This window comes from Phocaeicola faecalis (genome assembly GCF_021730445.1).
GTDB lineage: Bacteria > Bacteroidota > Bacteroidia > Bacteroidales > Bacteroidaceae > Phocaeicola > Phocaeicola faecalis.
Window position 1 is genome coordinate 1 of the sequence record NZ_JADNRM010000011.1, and the last position, 17782, is coordinate 17782.

Sequence of the window (17782 nt, forward strand, 5' to 3'; positions counted from 1 at the left end):
AACAGTATGCTTGAAGATATACTTAGCGCAAGCAACATGAGACAAGCCTATAAGCAGGTCGTATCGAACCTTGGCTTTGGTTTTCGTTATAAGAAAGGCGGTTGTGTGCCACGTGTGTCCGAGCGTCCGAAAGAACGACTAAAGGACAAGATACGTGTGATAACCAAACGCAGTCGTGGCATCAGCATCCGACAGATGCTGGAAGAGTTGAACACGGCTACATGGGGATGGGTAAACGACTTCCGTATAGCCGGATGCAGGACGTTCCTTGAAAAGGTGGACGGCTGGATACGTGTCCGTCTGCGAACTTTTATATGGAAGCAGTGGCAGTTCATCCGTACCCGCATCAAAAAGCTAAAGCAGTTCAACATCCCCGAATGGGTTGCTCTGACGGTAGCCAAAACTCGTAAAGGACCTGTGCGCATCGCTTCTACAGCATTGAGTACAAGTATGACGAATGACTACCTGAAAGGATTGGGGTTCATCCCCATGTCAGAATACTATTACGTGAGAACATCAAGTTTAATGAACCGCCGTGTACCGAACGGTAAGCACGGTGGTGTGAGAGGTCGAAACGGGAAATAATCCCGTTTCTCCTACTCGATTATCCGCAACTAAAAAAAAGAAAAATGGAAAAAGAAAAGAAAATCGAAAAAGCTAAACAAGTATTCAGAAGAATGCTTGTTGACGAGTACGGCATAAAATCAGCCGACCAGTTTTTCTCTACCGAAGGAGAGGAAATGGCAGAAATATACGAGAGCATGAAAATTGAACAAGAGAACTTCAATCTCACTGATGATGAATTGAATAACCTTTTAGATTCAATTTTCGATGAAATGTAAATGCGGATAACAACGCAGGATAACGGCAAACCGTTCCCCGTCAAACCATTAGTAACAAAAGTAAAACGTCATGTTTGATTATAAAGAAATAGAACGAACAATCACGGACAACAATCTTCCATTTCAGAAAATAGAGGATGCAGATAAAGAGATTTTAATACAAAGTCTATATGATACTTTTGTATTTGGCAATCCCCGTGCATTATGGTTGAACTTTAAATATGTGCCATACAGCATAGATTGCAACATGGAAGATCCTTACTTTCATCTACTGGATATAATAGACAAAAATATCGTTCTCTATTTCTTTATTGATTATTGGAACAAAGATTTCATTGTTTATAAAGCAAGAATGTCTGATATATATACATTCATAGGTGATTGTGAAGGACTTGATGAGTATTATTTAGTGACTGTTGATTTTATGGAGTTATATAGCATAACAGACCATGATGATTTGCTTTATATTGATGTGAGAAAAAATGAAATGAAGAAGTTGATAACAAACGAATGAACTGCCCTAACGGTCAATTATTCGCCAGCCATTATGAATTAAAAGATTAAATATATGATTGAAGCATTGCAAAATATAGGATTTGTTGTAAAAAGAAGAACTGAAATTAAAGAATTGTCTCCTTTCTTTTTACAACGATACAGTAATCTCCCGGCAGATTATCTCAAATTCTTGAATGAGTTCCAACTTATCACAAATGAGGATGATAACGTATGGTTTAATTCCATTGAAGATTTTAATGAGGAAGTCGATAATGGATTCCGTTGGAACGAGTTCGAAATAATGAGCCTTGATGCACTTAAAGATGATAAAGAAGCCTGTGAAGAAATACGCAACTTTTGGAATACGCATATTCCTATTGCAATGGCAGTCGGAGGAGAATATCAATATCTATGTATTGATTTGTCTCCAAATAATTATGGTAAAATCTATTATGGATTAGAACCTGAATTTGAAGATTCAGCAGATTTTGTCTGTGATAGCTTCAATCAACTATTAGGGTTACTGTCTTCTGATAGTGAAGACAATAGGCTTATACCTTTCAAATGAGTTCATAACGAAGCGCGATAACGCTTGAACAGCGTTCCACGCCAAACCATTAGCAATAATTTGTAGTAAAGATGAAAAATACAAGTGAAACAAGAAGTCGTTTTGAGCGAAATAACTCAATGCAGAATGGGAAGAAATACAGGTATTGCTTCTTTGATTATCTGTATTACAGGCTGTATGTTACCTACAAGAAGCATAATGATCCGCCACGTTTCAGTGCTTTCGGCGTGTTTGCCGCCACATTCATGATTGCCCTGCTCTTTTTTAGTATTTTCTTCAATTGTGTGCTGACGGACAGTTGGTTTTCACGAAAGAACTTCACGGAACTACAAGGCGGGCTTGTCTTTTTTATCCTGACAACCGTGTTTTGTATCATCCCCTTCTATCTGCGATACACCCGGAAACGGACTGCTGCCATACTGCTGAAATATAAAGGAAACAAATGGAACAGGATTATCCCGTCTTGGGTAATATATACTTTCCCGATATGGGGTTTCTTGGCAGGGATAGGAATATGTATGTTGATATTCAACTAACAACAATATAGGCATGGATAAAAAAGGTATCAATAAGATTGTACGCATGAAGAAAGTTATATTATGTATTATTATACTGTTCGGCTTTGTCAGTTGTGAGACTTGGTACGAAAAATTAATTGGCAATTATTACCTTTTGGCAATAGATTCAATGAGTGAAATGCGCGTCAGCTATTATGACAAGGGTATGGACTTGGATGTTTCGATTACAGAAAACGGAATATATGAAGTGGGGCACGATGAACATTTCATTCTTGCCAAAGCATACAAGACACTGATAGATAGTCTTGGAAATTCCTTGCACCGTTACGATACGGACATAACCGAATATTACATCATCCCGGTGGATAACACACAAAACGGGTTGGAAGCACAGGAAAACTGCTTTAAGCTGACGACCAAAGAGGAATTTGAAGCCAAACGAAAGGAACTCGGAGTGCCGGACAAGATTACGTTTGATATTGATTTCAAGAAATTTTATAGATAAAAGGAAGGTAACATAACAGATGAAAGCAAAATTGAAATTTCCGATATTTTCATTCTCACCCCGAAATAACATGGTATATGCCTTTTGGAAAGCGAATGACTATAAGACTACCGATATGAAGTGGTTCAAACGGAATAAACGCAAAAAGGACATAGTTGTGGATGCCACGGGTATGATGTACAAGGTAAAAAGTGTGCATTTCGTCCGCTGGAAAGGCATACATGGATTTATCGGTCTGCAATGCGGTATTATTGAGATCGAGAATGAATATGAAGAAAATCCAGTCCGCATATCCTTACGGGAACTGCAAGAAATCGTGATGGAACGATACCCAAAATCACGGGCATATCATGAGGAATTTTGGGAGAGCATAGGTGAGTTCAAGCAGACCGTATTCGGATGTAAGAGCTTTGAAGAACTGGCGGAGGTATTCAGATGCCGCCCGTCCAAAAATATCTTTCTGAAACTTTGGCGGGGGTATTGAAGGTGATAAATATAGTTGTCAATCAAATATGGAGAAAAGAGTGTAACAAATAAAGCTATACTTTACTCTAAACGAGAAGATACTCTTCAATCTGAATACCAATATGTATTTATAAGGAAAAGATGCTTTGCCAATTTGTGGGGAGAGGAATATAAAAAGATATGCAAGGAATTAAACATTTAAGAGGTAGAGCCAACAGCTAAACGCTGTTCCCCACCAAAATAAGATAAATGAGAACAAACTTAATTGATATAGTACAAAGAAATGTTTTCCTAAAGCAGTTGTATCCTAAAGGCTTTGAAAAATTCTGCATAGGACAATTAAAACTGGGAATAGGTGAAATAAATCTCCAGCTTCATGTTTTTGATAAACCATTAGTAGAAGTTTCTAAATGGGGAGTTTGGAATAAAGATTATAATGTGGTTGTGATAGAAATATCAGATAATGTAATTCAAAAACTGAATATTTACAATTGGCAGAATTGTAATATGGGTTTATGCGATTGCGAAATACAAGAATATGATAACCATATAATTCACTTATTGTTTAAGGGAGAAAGTTGGCAAATTGAATTAGAAACAGAATTTGGTTTGATATTTCAAAAATGTGGTACATATATAATATAAACGAATAAGGTGGTTAACAAAGCGTGATAACGCCTGACCGCGTTCCCCGCTTAGCCATTTGCCCTGCATGTTCAGTAACTATAGGGTGGCACGTCCCGAACGAGCCTTGATAGTGGGAATCGTTAGCCAAGAGCAAGGGTGTCCACCATGAGGAGGAATCCGAAGGAAGCCGGAGGCAAATTCTCGGTCAGACGAACAGAAACCGGATATAAGGCAGTCGCAAATAGACCAGTCTGCATCTATCTTTTCCACGTTGTTTGTCGGGAGTGATTTGTGGTTACATCATAAAATATCACGCTGGATAGCTTTAACCTTAATAGCACTCGCCTACTTAATGAGTTTTGAATATTATTGTTTTTGCGACGAATATAGATTAATCATTCATATAAATTCAAATGAAAAGATTATTTTAGCAAGTGTAGCCGACTTTTATCAATATTGGTTTTGTCATGGTCTGCTGGCAGGCTATCTGCTCTTGGCAACCGGGGTTTCACATCTAATAACAAGAAAGAAGTTACTAACGAAGCATGAAAACAGCGATATACCGTTTTCTGCTTAACCAGACTGATAACAACATATAAGAATGAAGAATGTAAAATACATATTCTGTATCGTCTTTTGTTTGGGAATGATGAATGGCGTAATGGCACAAAACAGCACTGTTTTGTCTGCTTTGGAAAAACAGCTTTGTTTTATTCAAGACACACTATATACGCTACGGCAAAATTATTCCTGCACGAATGATGCTTATTGCGATTCTTTGCAAAACAGATTCTCTGTCCTATTGGAAGAACTCTGCGCAACCGATAAAGGAATGGAATACGACTTCAAGGATTTGAAGAAAAAGGAACGGCAATTTACTGCCGGCGTATCAGCAGACGGAAATATGAGGGTGTTTTCCCGAAACACCTATTGGGGCGGTTCTATGCCTTTGTTCGCTTGTTATATTCAATACAGGAATAAAGAACAATCCTACTTCTTCGAACTGAACGGGGAGGATGATATGGGAATGTGCTATGACACCATTTATTCGGTTCAAGCATCCGATAAACGATACTACCTGCTTGCAGGAACAAGCCGGATAGCCGCTGCCTATCCGTTAGCGGTCATGCGGGCTATCAGTTGTAAAAACGGGAAGTTGGAAAAAGAAGCCATATTCGTTTCCGATGATATTCAAACGGATTGTTTGTCTATCTCTTACCGTTCTGTACCGGATGATATAGACGCACGGTTATTCATTGACAGTAATTTGTCGTTTCCCCATATCGTGTATATCGGAACACAAGAGGAAATATTAAAGCCTGTTGTCGTGAGAGATAAGGACGATACCGAATATATCAGTAGAGAGATTGAGGTTTATAAACTGGAGAGAAATAAGGATGAAATAAAATTCATCAGCAGTGGCAAGGATGGGCATTTATGAGTATTGCATTCCTTTTAACAGCGAGGGTCACAAAATAATAGTATGGAGAATGAATAAAAGGTAAACATGAAAAAGATGATTCTATATATAATGTCTGCAATGATACTATTAAGTATGCAACAATCAGATATTAATTGGGTGGATGTCCGACCAGTTAAGAGTAATGCCTCCGTTATTTTAAAGGCAAATCGCTCAAAATCCAAAATCCTTATGATACAATTCCCATTAGCTTTTAAAGTATGCAACTTGTCATCAGAAAAAGTGTGTCTATATTACCATAGCTATTACATCAATCATACCGATAAATCCCGTATTGGAAGAACAGGTTGGATGGGACAAGGCATGTTAATTTTCAAGAATATGGATGGGAAACTACAAAGTCCATATCAAGCAGGCAGAATCGTTACTAATCCCAAAGAATGCAGTGAATACATAGCATATACCTATCATCTTATCGGAGAGCAAGGGAATTATCAAGACGTGTTTTCACATTATTTGGAAAAAATGAAAGAAAAACAGAAAGATACCTTACACATCGGGACTTTGGAGGAAATAAAAATGGCATCCCCTCGAATAATTGACGATTTCTTAAAAGGAGATAGTATTGAATTTGACTTTTGGAGAATTTATATGGTGGGAAAAGAGAAAGGACAATCTGTTGTTTTACCTGTTAAAATTCTATAGTGAGAAAATTCTGTTTCTTACCGCTTTACTACTAAGATACTGACCTGCTTATTTCTAAGCTAAACTTTTTTTCTTTGCGCCTAATCCCAATTTTTCTATTAAAAACGACAATTGCCGATATTTATATAGGTATAAAGGCTCATTTCTTAGATTTTATCCTTTTCTTTGCATCATCAGAATATTAATAACGTAAAATACAGACAATGAAAAAGAAGTTTTTATTAAGCTGCCTCTTGATGGTCATGGCATGGCTTCCGTCATTTGCCCAAATTCAAGATCCGGTCAAGTTTAAAACTGAGTTGAAAACAATTTCCGACACAGAAGCACAGATTGTGTTTACCGGTAAAATTGATGCCGGATGGCATGTTTATTCCACCGATCTTCCTTCGGGCGGCCCTATTTCCGCTACCTTCAATGTGGAAAAGATACAGGGTGCAGAACTGGTAGGAAAGCTCACTCCACAGGGAAAAGAAATTGAAAATTTCGACAAAGTGTTCGAGATGAAATTACGTTACTTTGAGAGCACAGCAACATTTGTTCAAAAGTTTAAAATCACAGATACTTCTTATCAAATTGAAGGTTATTTGGAATACGGTGCATGTAATGACGAGAATTGCTTACCACCGACAGAAGTGCCGTTCTCTTTCTCAGGAAAAGGAAATGCTGCCACTACTGCAGTTGCAACTCCGGAGACCAAAAACGAAACTGTAAACCAGCCGGCCGCCGAGACCTCTGTTGCAGAAGCAACTGCCATTGACAGTGCCGCTACTGTTGCCTTAGCCGGCAACGAAACTTCCGTTCAGGACTATTGGACACCGGTCATAAAAGAACTGAACAGTTATGGTGAGACAACTTCACAGCAGAATCGTTCATGGATATATATTTTCTTTGCCGGGTTCATCGGCGGATTACTTGCCTTGTTCACCCCGTGTGTATGGCCTATTATTCCAATGACTGTAAGTTTTTTCCTGAAACGCAGCAAAGATAAAAAGAAAGGTATCCGTGATGCTTGGACTTACGGTGCATCTATCGTAGTCATTTATGTAGCATTAGGCTTGGCCATTACTTTAATTTTCGGTGCAAGTGCATTAAATGCGCTATCTACCAATGCTGTATTCAACATCCTGTTCTGTTTAATGCTGATTGTTTTTGCTGCGTCATTCTTCGGAGCATTTGAGTTGACATTACCTTCTAAATGGAGTAATGCGGTGGATAGTAAAGCAGAGCAAACAAGCGGTTTATTGAGTATCTTCCTGATGGCATTTACCCTGTCATTGGTTTCTTTCTCTTGCACAGGCCCTATTATCGGTTTCTTACTAGTAGAAGTTTCCACTACCGGCAGTGTCGTTGCACCTGCTATCGGTATGCTGGGTTTTGCCATTGCTTTAGCTTTACCGTTCACCCTGTTCGCCATGTTCCCGTCTTGGTTAAAATCAATGCCGAAATCCGGAGGCTGGATGAATGTCATTAAGGTAACATTGGGCTTCCTTGAATTGGCATTCGCCTTGAAGTTCTTGTCTGTAGCCGACTTAGCTTACGGATGGAGAATTTTAGACCGCGAAACATTCCTCGCCTTGTGGATTGTAATCTTTGGCTTGCTGGGATTCTACTTGTTGGGCAAAATCAAATTCCCGCATGACGACGACGACAATACCACAAGTGTTCCCCGTTTCTTTATGGCACTGATTTCTTTGGCATTTGCCGTATATATGGTTCCCGGTCTGTGGGGAGCACCGTTAAAAGCTGTCAGTGCTTTCGCACCTCCTATGACGACTCAGGATTTCAATTTGTATAACAATGAAGTCCATGCAAAATTTGATGATTACGACGCCGGCATGGAATATGCCAAACGCAATGGCAAACCGGTTATGCTCGACTTTACAGGTTACGGATGCGTAAACTGCCGTAAGATGGAAGCAGCTGTCTGGACTGATCCGAAAGTGAGCAAACTGATGACAGATGATTATGTATTGATTACATTATATGTAGACAACAAGGAGCCGTTGCCGGAACACATTAAAGTAATGGAAAACGGCAAGGAGCGCACTCTGCGTACAGTGGGCGACAAATGGAGTTACCTGCAACGCTCCAAATTTGGTGCTAATGCACAGCCGTTCTATGTATTGATAGACAACGAAGGAAAACCGCTGAATAAATCTTATTCTTACGATGAGGATATAGATAAATATGTTGATTTCCTTCAAACCGGATTAGACAATTACAAAAAAGCAAAATAAGAACTCCAGATAAGAGGTTGTACCAAGAAAAACGGTACAACCTCTTACTCAGAAAAAACTCTAAAACTATGATTGCCAAGTCAGAAAGAGAGCAAATCATTGCCCTGATAAACCGTGAAGTGGTTCCCGCCATTGGATGTACTGAGCCCATAGCCGTCGCACTTTGTGTAGCCAAAGCAACCGAAGCATTGGGAAGAAGACCTGAAAAAATAAAAGCACTGCTAAGTGCCAATATATTAAAAAATGCAATGGGAGTAGGTATTCCGGGAACTGGCATGATTGGCCTTCCTATTGCCATCGCTTTGGGAGCTTTAATTGGAAAGTCCGAATACCAGCTTGAAGTATTGAAAGACAGTACTCCCGAAGCTGTAGAAGAAGGAAAAAAGCTGATAGACTCACAAGCCATTTGCATCGGGCTAAAAGAGAATATAGACGAGAAGCTATATATCGAAATCATTTGTGAGGCAGGTAATGACAGAGCAACAGCCATTATATCAGGAGGACATACTAATTTTATATATGTGTCTCGCAACAATGACATTATACTGAACAAACAGACTACAAGCTCCTCTGAAGAAGAACAGCATGAGCCGGAATTAGACTTGCGAAAAGTGTATGATTTCGCCATGACTACCCCTCTCGAAGAAATCCGCTTTATACTTGAGACCAAACGTTTAAACAAAAATGCAGCCGAACGCTCTTTTCAAGGTAATTACGGACACCAATTAGGCAAAATCTTAAAGGATAGCAAAAGCGAAGAACAGTTATTGGGCAGCAATACTTTCACTCATATTCTATCTTACACTTCTGCAGCGTGCGATGCACGTATGGCCGGAGCTATGATACCAGTAATGAGTAACTCGGGCAGTGGGAATCAAGGAATTACCGCTACCCTGCCGGTGGTGGTTTATGCGGAAGACAACCATAAGTCTGAGGAAGAATTGATTCGCGCACTCGTCCTCAGTCATTTGACCGTAATTTATATCAAACAAAGTTTAGGACGTTTATCAGCTTTGTGCGGCTGTGTAGTTGCAGCAACAGGTTCCAGTTGCGGGATAACCTACTTAATGGGAGGAAATTACGAACAGATTACTTTTGCCGTACAAAATATGATAGCCAATATTACGGGAATGATTTGTGATGGAGCGAAACCCAGTTGTGCCCTCAAACTGACAAGTGGGGTATCTACAGCTGTATTTTCCGCTATTTTAGCAATGGAGCATAAATGTGTCAGCTCCGTAGAAGGCATTATTGATGATAATGTAGACCGCAGCATCCGCAATCTGACCAAAATTGGCTCACAAGGCATGAATGAAACAGATAAATTGGTATTGGAGATTATGACTCACAAACAGTGTGACTAAAATACAATCTTTGGAAAAGGCAGTGTGTCGCGACACACTGCCTTTTATCTTTATACCAATAAATCCTTGTATTGCGAATGACGTATGAAGTATGTCTTTGCAAATGAACAAGTCGGTTTTATTTTCAATTGGTTTATTTCAGCATATCTGGCAGCAGCCGTTGTCAAGTCTGCCGCTATTCCCATTCCTTCCAATTGCGGAGGAACCATAGTGTGGAGTATATCCAGCACTCCGTCCTTTTCCTCATATTGCAGATAGGCAATCTGTCCCGATTCAAAAACCTCAAACCGATTTACCTTCTCATCATGTATGACTGTATGTTCCATTCTATTCTTATTTTAAATGTGACTATTACAAATAAAACAACTTCAAAATGGAATTGTTCTTATCATTCGCCTTGTTCTTGTTTTTCCTCCTGATACACTGACGGCAGCATACCAAATTCTTCTTTAAAATATTTAGTGAAATACTTCGGATTATTGAAACCCACCTGATAGGCAACTTCCGATATATTCAGCCGAGTTTCACGCAACAACTTAGCAGCATGCTTCAAACGGATGGCACGAATAAACTCTATCGGTGTCTTTCCTGTCATAGCCACCAGTCTCTTATATAAGTTTACCCGGCTCATTCCTAGTTCACGACTTAATTCTTCTACCGATAAATCGCTACGGGAAATATTACTTTCTACATATTTCATCGCGGTTCCCAATAGTTTTTCATCTACCGACTCATCGTTACTACTGTAGCTTACTGCTTTCTTCGTTCCTATCATTTCACTGATAGCAGGCGGTATGATATTATCAACCTTCTTGCTTCCTGCAGTAATAATTACTTCCGGCAACTCATCTTCCGGTACTATATGGGTGATATACTCATCACTATTTTCACCTTCTATAAGTTGGATAACTCTGGCTCTCTGAGTCTTGATGGTTGAAACGGTATCAATTTCCTTTTTTTCCGCCAAAACAGATTCTATTGTTTTTATCTCTACAATCTCCTCCTCTTCTTCAACCGTTTTTGGGTGAGAAGCCTCATCCATGTCTTCAGAAGATACTGATTCATCATGGGCAAGTACAACAACACCCGAATCTTCTTCGGGCACTATTTTCTCTTCAGGCTTATAGCTGAGCAATTCAAGATTTTCCGATTCCTTATCCGATTCATCCTCTTCTATTCCAGACTGTTCCTCCGGTTGTTCAACCTTACGCTTACCACCGCACATTCTGCTGCGCATTAACAATATAATGCAAACAAACAAAAGTGCATACAATATATAAGCCCATGTAGACAACCAAAACGGAGGTAGGACAATTATTTTCAGAGAAGCCTCTTCATTTCCACTGAACCCATCGCTGTTTATTGCTTTCACTCTCAATAAATAAGTACCGGGGAACAAATTAGTATAAATGGCTTCACCGGCCTTAGTCGTAATCCATTCATCACTGAACCCTTCCAACTTATAGGCATATTCCACTTTTTCAGGAATAATGTAATTATCTGAAGCAAACCGCACGCAGAACATATTCTGCTTATAATCCAATTCCACTTTTTCTGCAAAATTCAGAGCCTTATCCAAAACGACTTTATCACCATATATTTTTCCTACTTCAACTTCTTTATTGAACAATAAGAAATGAGTGAAAAACACGTTAGGCAATACCTCATTATATTTAATTTCATCGGGAAAGAAACGGTTAATTCCATATACACCTCCTATTACGATTTCACCGGAAGACAACTTTTTCACAGAACGTTGATTAAAGCCGCTCCTCTGCAAGCCATCTCTTTCATCATAAATATTACAACGAAAATCGTACATGCCGGTCTTTGAGTCAAGCATTGGTATGATATGAGTCAATCCTTTGGCAGAAGTTATCCATATATTCGAATTATCATCCTCTACAATTCCGGCTATCAACAAGTTCGACAAACCATTTTCCTCTGTAAGAATCGTCAGTTCATCTACCTTCGGATTATAAATATTCAACCCCTCACGAGTTGCTATCCATATCAGGCCACGGCTATCTTCATATACCTGGTTTATATTCTGGTTTGAGAAGCGAGTCTTTCCCGATTTTGTTCCCACCAAAGAGATAATCTTTTTTGTGGATAAGTCCATGACAGACAAGCCCCGGGAAGTTCCTATTATTAAAGAGTTATCCCTAGTCATACACAATGAAGAAACACTATTAAACGCGAGGTCAGACGTTGTGGTATTATAGGTATTAAATTCTCCTGTACGCGGATTAAAGCTCTGCAGACCGCCACCCAATGTTCCTATCCAGACAATACCGGATTTATCTTCCGCCAAGGCCCCGATGTTATTATCGGCCAATGAATTACTGTTTTTCACTATATTCTTATAATGAGTAAAGCGGCCATTGTCATTACAATCCAATCCCCCTCCCAACGTTCCAATCCAAAGTTTTCCGTCTTTGGCCCTCAACAGGCAAGAGACAACATCCGATGACAAAGAATTGGTGCCGGAAGTCTCACGGGCAAACGACTGAGGTTCGCCGGCATTTATTTTCCAATGTATCAATCCGTCATTACTTGTCCCTATCCACAAATCTCCATTTTTATCTTCTTCAACCGCAGTAACATCACCCACATAATCAAGGCTGAATTTGAAAATACTTTCATGATAATAAGATATTCCTTTCTTCCATGTACCCACCCACATCATTCCGTTAGAATCTCCATATAATGCTGAAACAGTATTATCTTGCAGACTGCGTTCATCATCAGACTGGTGCATCAACGTTTTTATTTCACCGGTAGATTTATTCAGAATATTTATCCCATCATGTTCCCGTCCTAGCCAAATACGTCCTTGCAAGTCTTGAGCAACAGACAACACCGCACTACGCGATTGTTGTTTTATAAGGTCACCTAACTCCTTCTGCCATTTCTTTTCTTTCAGATTATAAATCCAAAGTCCGGAGGGACTGTAAACCCAGATATCCTCCTCTCTATCTACGAAAAAAGAAAAAATCTCATATTTATTATTTCCCAGTTCCTTGGGAATCTCCTTTAAATCCCAGTTTATTTTATTCGTATCCTTGTTCAGACACACAATCATTCCCGTATTATAAATCAGCAACACTCCATCGCTACACTCTGAAATATCCGTTATTTCTCCTTTAGGCAATTGACCGGCATCAAACAAAAGCGGATAAAGCAACTGTGATTCGGGAATATAAAGATAGCAGCCTTTAGAAGCAATATAGAACCACATGTTCTTATTCTTATCAATATAAGTCAAAGCAGGAACTCCATCAATGCCGGCTTCCCACAGCAAAGTACGCACGTCACGATTAAAACTTTCTGTTTGAGAATCATAAACCGTATAACCGGCAGCAGTACGTATCCACAGTCTTTTCTTTCCATCTTCCTGCACCTTTTGAGCACAATTATCCGGCAAGGGGCCTGACTCAAGGTCATAACTGCGAAAGACCTTCATTTGGCTACCATCATAACGGTTTAATCCCGAAGTCGTGGCAAACCACATAAAACCTTCAGAATCTTTAAATATATCATTTATCTGATTGCTGGACAATCCGTCTTTCACTTCAAGATGCTTGAACATAAAACCACCGGCACTAACTGCCAAAGAAAGACATAACAGTACCATGACAAGTCCCAATTTCTTCATATCTTTATTATTTAAAAGCTAAATTCTTTTTTCCTATGCAAAAGAAAGAAAAAGCTTGATAATAACCAAGTTAATTCTTTCATTTTTATCATTTAATACCTATAATTTGTTTCACCGTTTCTCTCCAACTTTGAGCATAAGCATTATTTTTCCTATTTTTGCAACCGAAATGAAGCCATTAACAGATACACAATACATCCGGCAACTGGTCTCGGAGGGAGAACATTGCCATCAGGATTTTAAATTCGAGATATCGGATGCCCGCAAGATAGCCCGAAGTTTGTCAGCTTTTGCCAATACAGAAGGAGGACGATTGCTGGTCGGCGTCAAAGACAACGGTAAGATAGCCGGTATCCGTTCTGAAGAAGAAATATATATGATAGAAGCGGCAGCCACAATGTATTGTCGCCCCAAAGTAGAAATCGAAACACGGACTTATCTGGCCGAAGGAAAAGCTGTATTAGAAGTTTCTATCAGTGAAATGACAGCCAAGCCTGTTTATGCGCTGGATGAAGAGAATAAACCTTGGGCATACATCCGCATCAAAGACGAAAATATCCTCGCCACACCTGTACATCTGAAAATGTGGCAACATACCAAAAAACCGGAAGGAGTATTGGTCGAATTTACCGAAAGAGAACAACGGCTGCTTGACACACTGAAAGAACGTGGCGAAATATCTCTTAATCAGTGTTGTCGAATTTGTAACTTAAATAGGAAGACTGCAAGCGAACTATTAGCGGACTTTATTCGTTTTGGCTTAGTGGAGCCTGTATTTAGCGGACATAAGTTTTACTTCAGACTAAACCAAGAATAAAAACATCAATATTAAAACCTAAACTAAAGACAATAAGAGAAATGGAGATTTTAACCCAATTAATCGGCAGCATAAACGATGTTCTTTGGACATACATCTTAATTATAATGTTGCTAGGTTGCGCATTTTGGTTCACTTACAAGACGAAATTTGTACAATTTCGCATGATAGGCGAAATGGTACGTCTACTTGGAGATTCCACCGGCAAGACAGAAGGCCGCGAACATCACATCTCCTCTTTTCAGGCATTTGCCATCTCCATAGCAAGCCGTGTGGGAACAGGCAATCTGGCAGGAGTGGCCACCGCCATCACATTGGGTGGTCCGGGCGCCGTCTTTTGGATGTGGATAATTGCACTCTTTGGTGCCAGCAGTGCTTTTATCGAATCCACACTTGCTCAATTATATAAGGTACACGGACATAATTCTTTTGTCGGTGGCCCGGCTTATTACATGAGAAAAGGATTAAAACAGCCATGGATGGGAGTTCTATTCGCCTTTCTGCTTATTTTTACTTTCGGCTTTGCTTTCAATTCCGTACAGAGCAACACTATCTGTGCCGCCTTCGAGGAAGCATTCAATATCTCTCCGACTCTAATGGGATGCATATTAACTGCACTTACATTAATTATTATTTTTGGAGGTATTCAGCGTATAGCCAAAGTCAGTAGCATTATTGTACCCGTCATGGCCTTGGGATATATTTTTTTAGCCCTTTTCATCATAATTATGAATGTAAAACATTTGCCGGGAGTCATTGAGCTGATTATTGAGAATGCCTTCGGTTGGAAACAGGCATTAGGCGGAGGTGTAGGTATGGCACTGATGCAAGGCATCAAACGCGGACTGTTCAGCAACGAAGCCGGTATGGGTTCCGCGCCCAATGTGGCAGCAACTGCCGATGTCACTCATCCTGTAAAACAAGGATTGATTCAAACATTAGGTGTTTTTACAGATACCCTGGTCATTTGCACATGTACAGCATTTATCATTCTTTTCAGCGGACTGGCGTCTACAGGAGAAGCCAACGGAATTAAACTGACACAGATGGCGTTGAATAATGAAATAGGCAATATCGGAACGATTTATGTGGCAGTAGCAATCCTATTTTTTGCTTACAGCAGCATTTTGGGAAACTATTATTATGGCGAAGCCAATGTACGTTACATCACCCGCCAACGCTGGGCTATTCCGGTTTACCGCATCTTAGTAGGCGGCATGGTTATGTTTGGTGCACTTGCCAGTTTGGACTTGGCCTGGAGCCTGGCAGATATGGCAATGGGATTCATGACCATCTGCAACCTGATAGCCATTATTTTATTAGGCAAATATGCTTTTCGTTTATTGGAAGATTACCGGATACAGAGACACAACGGAATCAAGAATCCTGTTTTCACTAAAGATAGGATGAAGGATATTGAGGAAGATTTGGAATGTTGGTAAAGTATTAAAAAAAATAAGTATCTTTGCGGCAAGAACATAAAATAAGAAAGCCATGAGCATATTTTCAAAATTATTCAGTAAAAAACAAGCAGAAGGAGAAGAAAGTACCAAAGTGGGTGGAATGGAAGACTTCATGACACTGATTCGTGTATATTACCAATCTGTAATGGCCTGCAACATAGGTATTACCAATATTAATTTCCTGCCTGATATGGCAATTTTCAAACGTACGCTTAAAATTCCAACCCAAAACAATAAATTGGGAATTGCCGAAAAGTCACGCTGCAAAAAAATGCTGGTAGAACTTTATGGCCTGAGCGATGATTTCTTTAAAGAAATAGACAATTCCATTAAAAAGAATTGCAAGAACGTAAACGATGTAAAGACTTATCTTTTCATGTTCCAAGGATTCAGCAATGACTTGATGATGCTTATCGGCAACCTGATGCAATGGAAGTTCCGTATGCCCAGCGTAATGAAGAAGATGCTGCGCAATATGACGGAAAAAACCATCCATGACATTATGACCAAGACAGACTGGAAGGATGACAGCGTACACAAGACCTGTATCGCCATTCGCAAGTACCAACACGCATTGGGATACTCTGAAAAATGGATGACTGAATACGTTTACAACATTGTTTTATTAGCTAAAAAAGAACCGAAGCCGAAGGAATAAAGATTTCATGAACTCTCTATTAAACATCGAAGCACATCCGTTAGAGCCCTTTCTACCGGCTAATGCTGTCCTGTTGATGCTGGGTAGTTTTCCTCCGCAAAAAAAACGGTGGAGCATGGATTTCTTCTACCCTAACCTGCAAAATGATATGTGGCGTATCGTCGGACTTATTTTCTTTCAGGATAAAGAGCATTTTCTGAACCCTGAGAAGAAAGTATTTGATAAAGACCGTATCATTGAATTCCTAAACGACAAAGGAATCGCACTTTATGATACAGCTTCAGCTATCCGCCGTTTACAGGACAATGCCTCCGACAAGTTTCTGGAAGTAATAGAACAAACAGATATCAGCCTGTTACTAAAACAAATTCCGATGTGCAAAGCCATTGTTACCACCGGACAGAAGGCAACAGACATTATCCGCGAACAAATAGACGTAAAAGAGCCAACCGTAGGTACAAGCGAACCGTTCGAATTTGGAGAGAAGACTATGAAATTATATAGAATGCCTTCTTCCAGCCGTGCCTATCCTTTGGCACTGGAAAAAAAAGCTGCAGCTTATCGGGTCATGTTCAGCGAATTAGGGTTATTGAACGAATAAGAAAAAAAATATTTTTTCATAAATAAGTTTGTATATTTCAAATATTACACTACCTTTGCAGCCGCAAACACGGGAGTAGCTCAGTTGGTAGAGCACCGGTCTCCAAAACCGGGTGTCGGGAGTTCGAGCCTCTCCTCCCGTGCAAATAAAAAGGTTGTGTCAATACATTGATACANAAATAAAAAGGTTGTGTCAATACATTGATACAACCTTTTTTATATACAAAGCCGCGACTATCCCCTTCCAGTGAACCAAACCACAAAGCACCAGTCTCATCTTGATAGATAGAGATGATATCGGAACAGTCAGAGACCCCTGTGGGTGATAAGGAGACAGTCATTATTCTTGGGGGGAGGTAACATATCAATCAAACACCTGTCGCCTGATGTTGTCTCCTCCGGTTTTCAACCTCTGCATACGTTTTTTGAGCTCCCTAAGTCGTTTCATTAGCCGGACTAAACGTTTTCGTCCTTTCGGTTATGCCTGTCTGTCCGTCGGATTACTACAGTCTCCGGCAGTGGACTGTACGGTCTACGTCAATGGACTGTACGGTCTACGTCAATGGACTGTACGGTCCACTGCAACGGACTATACAGTCCGCTGCCGGAGACTGTAATAATCTTCCGTTTAAAAGACCTTGACCGACCCTAAGAAACGGCTTATTCTTCCCTTTGTTTGTGATATGATATTTGCTCCCCCCAAGAATAATAAAAAACAGGACAATGTGCCGCCAAAAGCTTCACCGTCTTTTAGAAAAAGACTTTGTTCTTTTTTAAAAAGAACAAGATGTTTTGCGGAAAGACCAAGGTCTTTTTTCAACACACTTTCCTCTGAATTTT

General features: G+C 39.8%; 19 protein-coding genes and 1 tRNA gene. 17 read left to right on the top strand and 3 right to left on the bottom strand.

What is annotated here, in order from left to right; all coding sequences use genetic code 11:
* From IR173_RS11365 to IR173_RS11400, 8 genes are all read left to right on the top strand, one after another.
* The coding region (locus IR173_RS11365) for a group II intron maturase-specific domain-containing protein (protein WP_317207944.1) at positions 1-585 on the top strand (585 nt) is incomplete at its 5' end.
* 44 nt (positions 586-629) lie between these two features.
* Positions 630-842, top strand: a complete 213-nt coding sequence (locus IR173_RS11370) for a hypothetical protein (RefSeq protein ID WP_237039719.1) — start codon at positions 630-632, stop codon at positions 840-842.
* A 70-nt stretch (positions 843-912) separates the two neighbouring features.
* Complete coding sequence (locus tag IR173_RS11375) at positions 913-1356, top strand: DUF6756 family protein (RefSeq protein ID WP_237039720.1); 444 nt, start codon at positions 913-915, stop codon at positions 1354-1356.
* A 54-nt stretch (positions 1357-1410) separates the two neighbouring features.
* On the top strand, positions 1411-1905 hold the full coding sequence (locus IR173_RS11380; RefSeq protein WP_237039721.1) for an SMI1/KNR4 family protein: 495 nt from the start codon (positions 1411-1413) through the stop codon (positions 1903-1905).
* Between the two features lie 71 nt (positions 1906-1976).
* Positions 1977-2441 (top strand): hypothetical protein, encoded by a 465-nt coding sequence (locus IR173_RS11385; RefSeq protein ID WP_237039722.1) that lies wholly within the window; start codon positions 1977-1979, stop codon positions 2439-2441.
* Between the two features lie 13 nt (positions 2442-2454).
* Complete coding sequence (locus IR173_RS11390) at positions 2455-2928, top strand: DUF3997 domain-containing protein (protein ID WP_237039723.1); 474 nt, start codon at positions 2455-2457, stop codon at positions 2926-2928.
* A gap of 19 nt (positions 2929-2947) precedes the next feature.
* Positions 2948-3412 (top strand): hypothetical protein, encoded by a 465-nt coding sequence (locus IR173_RS11395; RefSeq protein ID WP_237039724.1) that lies wholly within the window; start codon positions 2948-2950, stop codon positions 3410-3412.
* A gap of 230 nt (positions 3413-3642) precedes the next feature.
* Positions 3643-4038, top strand: coding sequence for a hypothetical protein (locus IR173_RS11400; protein WP_237039725.1), 396 nt, complete (start codon positions 3643-3645; stop codon positions 4036-4038).
* Between the two features lie 78 nt (positions 4039-4116).
* Here IR173_RS11400 and IR173_RS11405 read toward each other — a convergent pair whose 3' ends face one another.
* Complete coding sequence (locus IR173_RS11405) at positions 4117-4290, bottom strand: hypothetical protein (protein ID WP_237039726.1); 174 nt, start codon at positions 4288-4290, stop codon at positions 4117-4119.
* Positions 4291-4621: 331 nt separating this feature from the next.
* Between IR173_RS11405 and IR173_RS11410 the strand changes: the two genes are divergently transcribed.
* From IR173_RS11410 to IR173_RS11425, 4 genes are all read left to right on the top strand, one after another.
* Positions 4622-5461 (top strand): hypothetical protein, encoded by an 840-nt coding sequence (locus IR173_RS11410; protein WP_237039727.1) that lies wholly within the window; start codon positions 4622-4624, stop codon positions 5459-5461.
* Between the two features lie 66 nt (positions 5462-5527).
* Entirely contained in the window at positions 5528-6145 is a 618-nt protein-coding gene (locus tag IR173_RS11415; RefSeq protein ID WP_237039728.1) for a hypothetical protein, read from the top strand.
* A gap of 203 nt (positions 6146-6348) precedes the next feature.
* On the top strand, positions 6349-8382 hold the full coding sequence (locus IR173_RS11420; protein ID WP_237039729.1) for a protein-disulfide reductase DsbD family protein: 2034 nt from the start codon (positions 6349-6351) through the stop codon (positions 8380-8382).
* Positions 8383-8450: 68 nt separating this feature from the next.
* Positions 8451-9746, top strand: coding sequence for an L-cysteine desulfidase family protein (locus tag IR173_RS11425; RefSeq protein ID WP_237039730.1), 1296 nt, complete (start codon positions 8451-8453; stop codon positions 9744-9746).
* A 50-nt stretch (positions 9747-9796) separates the two neighbouring features.
* Here IR173_RS11425 and IR173_RS11430 read toward each other — a convergent pair whose 3' ends face one another.
* Both IR173_RS11430 and IR173_RS11435 read right to left on the bottom strand, forming a co-directional pair.
* Positions 9797-10072 carry a GNAT family N-acetyltransferase gene (locus tag IR173_RS11430; RefSeq protein WP_237039731.1) on the bottom strand — a complete coding sequence of 92 codons (276 nt, stop codon included), beginning with the start codon at positions 10070-10072 and terminating at the stop codon, positions 9797-9799.
* Between the two features lie 62 nt (positions 10073-10134).
* Positions 10135-13404, bottom strand: a complete 3270-nt coding sequence (locus tag IR173_RS11435; RefSeq protein WP_237039732.1) for a two-component regulator propeller domain-containing protein — start codon at positions 13402-13404, stop codon at positions 10135-10137.
* Between the two features lie 169 nt (positions 13405-13573).
* On the opposite strand from IR173_RS11435, the gene IR173_RS11440 reads away from it, so the two are divergent.
* The 5 genes from IR173_RS11440 (at position 13574) to IR173_RS11460 (ending at position 17085) form a co-directional block, all read left to right on the top strand.
* Positions 13574-14221 carry an AlbA family DNA-binding domain-containing protein gene (locus tag IR173_RS11440; RefSeq protein WP_237039733.1) on the top strand — a complete coding sequence of 216 codons (648 nt, stop codon included), beginning with the start codon at positions 13574-13576 and terminating at the stop codon, positions 14219-14221.
* 41 nt (positions 14222-14262) lie between these two features.
* Positions 14263-15663, top strand: coding sequence for an alanine/glycine:cation symporter family protein (locus IR173_RS11445; protein WP_237039734.1), 1401 nt, complete (start codon positions 14263-14265; stop codon positions 15661-15663).
* Between the two features lie 52 nt (positions 15664-15715).
* Positions 15716-16342 (top strand): hypothetical protein, encoded by a 627-nt coding sequence (locus tag IR173_RS11450; RefSeq protein WP_237039735.1) that lies wholly within the window; start codon positions 15716-15718, stop codon positions 16340-16342.
* A 7-nt stretch (positions 16343-16349) separates the two neighbouring features.
* Complete coding sequence (locus IR173_RS11455; protein ID WP_237039736.1) at positions 16350-16943, top strand: uracil-DNA glycosylase family protein; 594 nt, start codon at positions 16350-16352, stop codon at positions 16941-16943.
* Positions 16944-17012: 69 nt separating this feature from the next.
* Positions 17013-17085, top strand: a tRNA-Trp gene (locus IR173_RS11460).
* Positions 17086-17782: the final 697 nt, after the last annotated feature.

Excerpts from the sequence above, each read along its gene's own strand:
- IR173_RS11400 (WP_237039725.1), top strand. The coding sequence starts at position 3,643 with ATGAGAACAAACTTAATTGATATAGTACAAAGAAATGTTTTCCTAAAG.
- IR173_RS11410 (WP_237039727.1), top strand. The coding sequence starts at position 4,622 with ATGAAGAATGTAAAATACATATTCTGTATCGTCTTTTGTTTGGGAATG.
- IR173_RS11420 (WP_237039729.1), top strand. The coding sequence starts at position 6,349 with ATGAAAAAGAAGTTTTTATTAAGCTGCCTCTTGATGGTCATGGCATGG.
- IR173_RS11455 (WP_237039736.1), top strand. The coding sequence starts at position 16,350 with ATGAACTCTCTATTAAACATCGAAGCACATCCGTTAGAGCCCTTTCTA.
- IR173_RS11425 (WP_237039730.1), top strand. The coding sequence starts at position 8,451 with ATGATTGCCAAGTCAGAAAGAGAGCAAATCATTGCCCTGATAAACCGT.
- IR173_RS11450 (WP_237039735.1), top strand. The coding sequence starts at position 15,716 with ATGAGCATATTTTCAAAATTATTCAGTAAAAAACAAGCAGAAGGAGAA.
- IR173_RS11415 (WP_237039728.1), top strand. The coding sequence starts at position 5,528 with ATGAAAAAGATGATTCTATATATAATGTCTGCAATGATACTATTAAGT.
- IR173_RS11440 (WP_237039733.1), top strand. The coding sequence starts at position 13,574 with ATGAAGCCATTAACAGATACACAATACATCCGGCAACTGGTCTCGGAG.
- IR173_RS11395 (WP_237039724.1), top strand. The coding sequence starts at position 2,948 with ATGAAAGCAAAATTGAAATTTCCGATATTTTCATTCTCACCCCGAAAT.
- IR173_RS11430 (WP_237039731.1), bottom strand. The coding sequence starts at position 10,072 with ATGGAACATACAGTCATACATGATGAGAAGGTAAATCGGTTTGAGGTT.
- IR173_RS11380 (WP_237039721.1), top strand. The coding sequence starts at position 1,411 with ATGATTGAAGCATTGCAAAATATAGGATTTGTTGTAAAAAGAAGAACT.
- IR173_RS11370 (WP_237039719.1), top strand. The coding sequence starts at position 630 with ATGGAAAAAGAAAAGAAAATCGAAAAAGCTAAACAAGTATTCAGAAGA.
- IR173_RS11435 (WP_237039732.1), bottom strand. The coding sequence starts at position 13,404 with ATGAAGAAATTGGGACTTGTCATGGTACTGTTATGTCTTTCTTTGGCA.
- IR173_RS11375 (WP_237039720.1), top strand. The coding sequence starts at position 913 with ATGTTTGATTATAAAGAAATAGAACGAACAATCACGGACAACAATCTT.
- IR173_RS11390 (WP_237039723.1), top strand. The coding sequence starts at position 2,455 with ATGGATAAAAAAGGTATCAATAAGATTGTACGCATGAAGAAAGTTATA.
- IR173_RS11385 (WP_237039722.1), top strand. The coding sequence starts at position 1,977 with ATGAAAAATACAAGTGAAACAAGAAGTCGTTTTGAGCGAAATAACTCA.
- IR173_RS11445 (WP_237039734.1), top strand. The coding sequence starts at position 14,263 with ATGGAGATTTTAACCCAATTAATCGGCAGCATAAACGATGTTCTTTGG.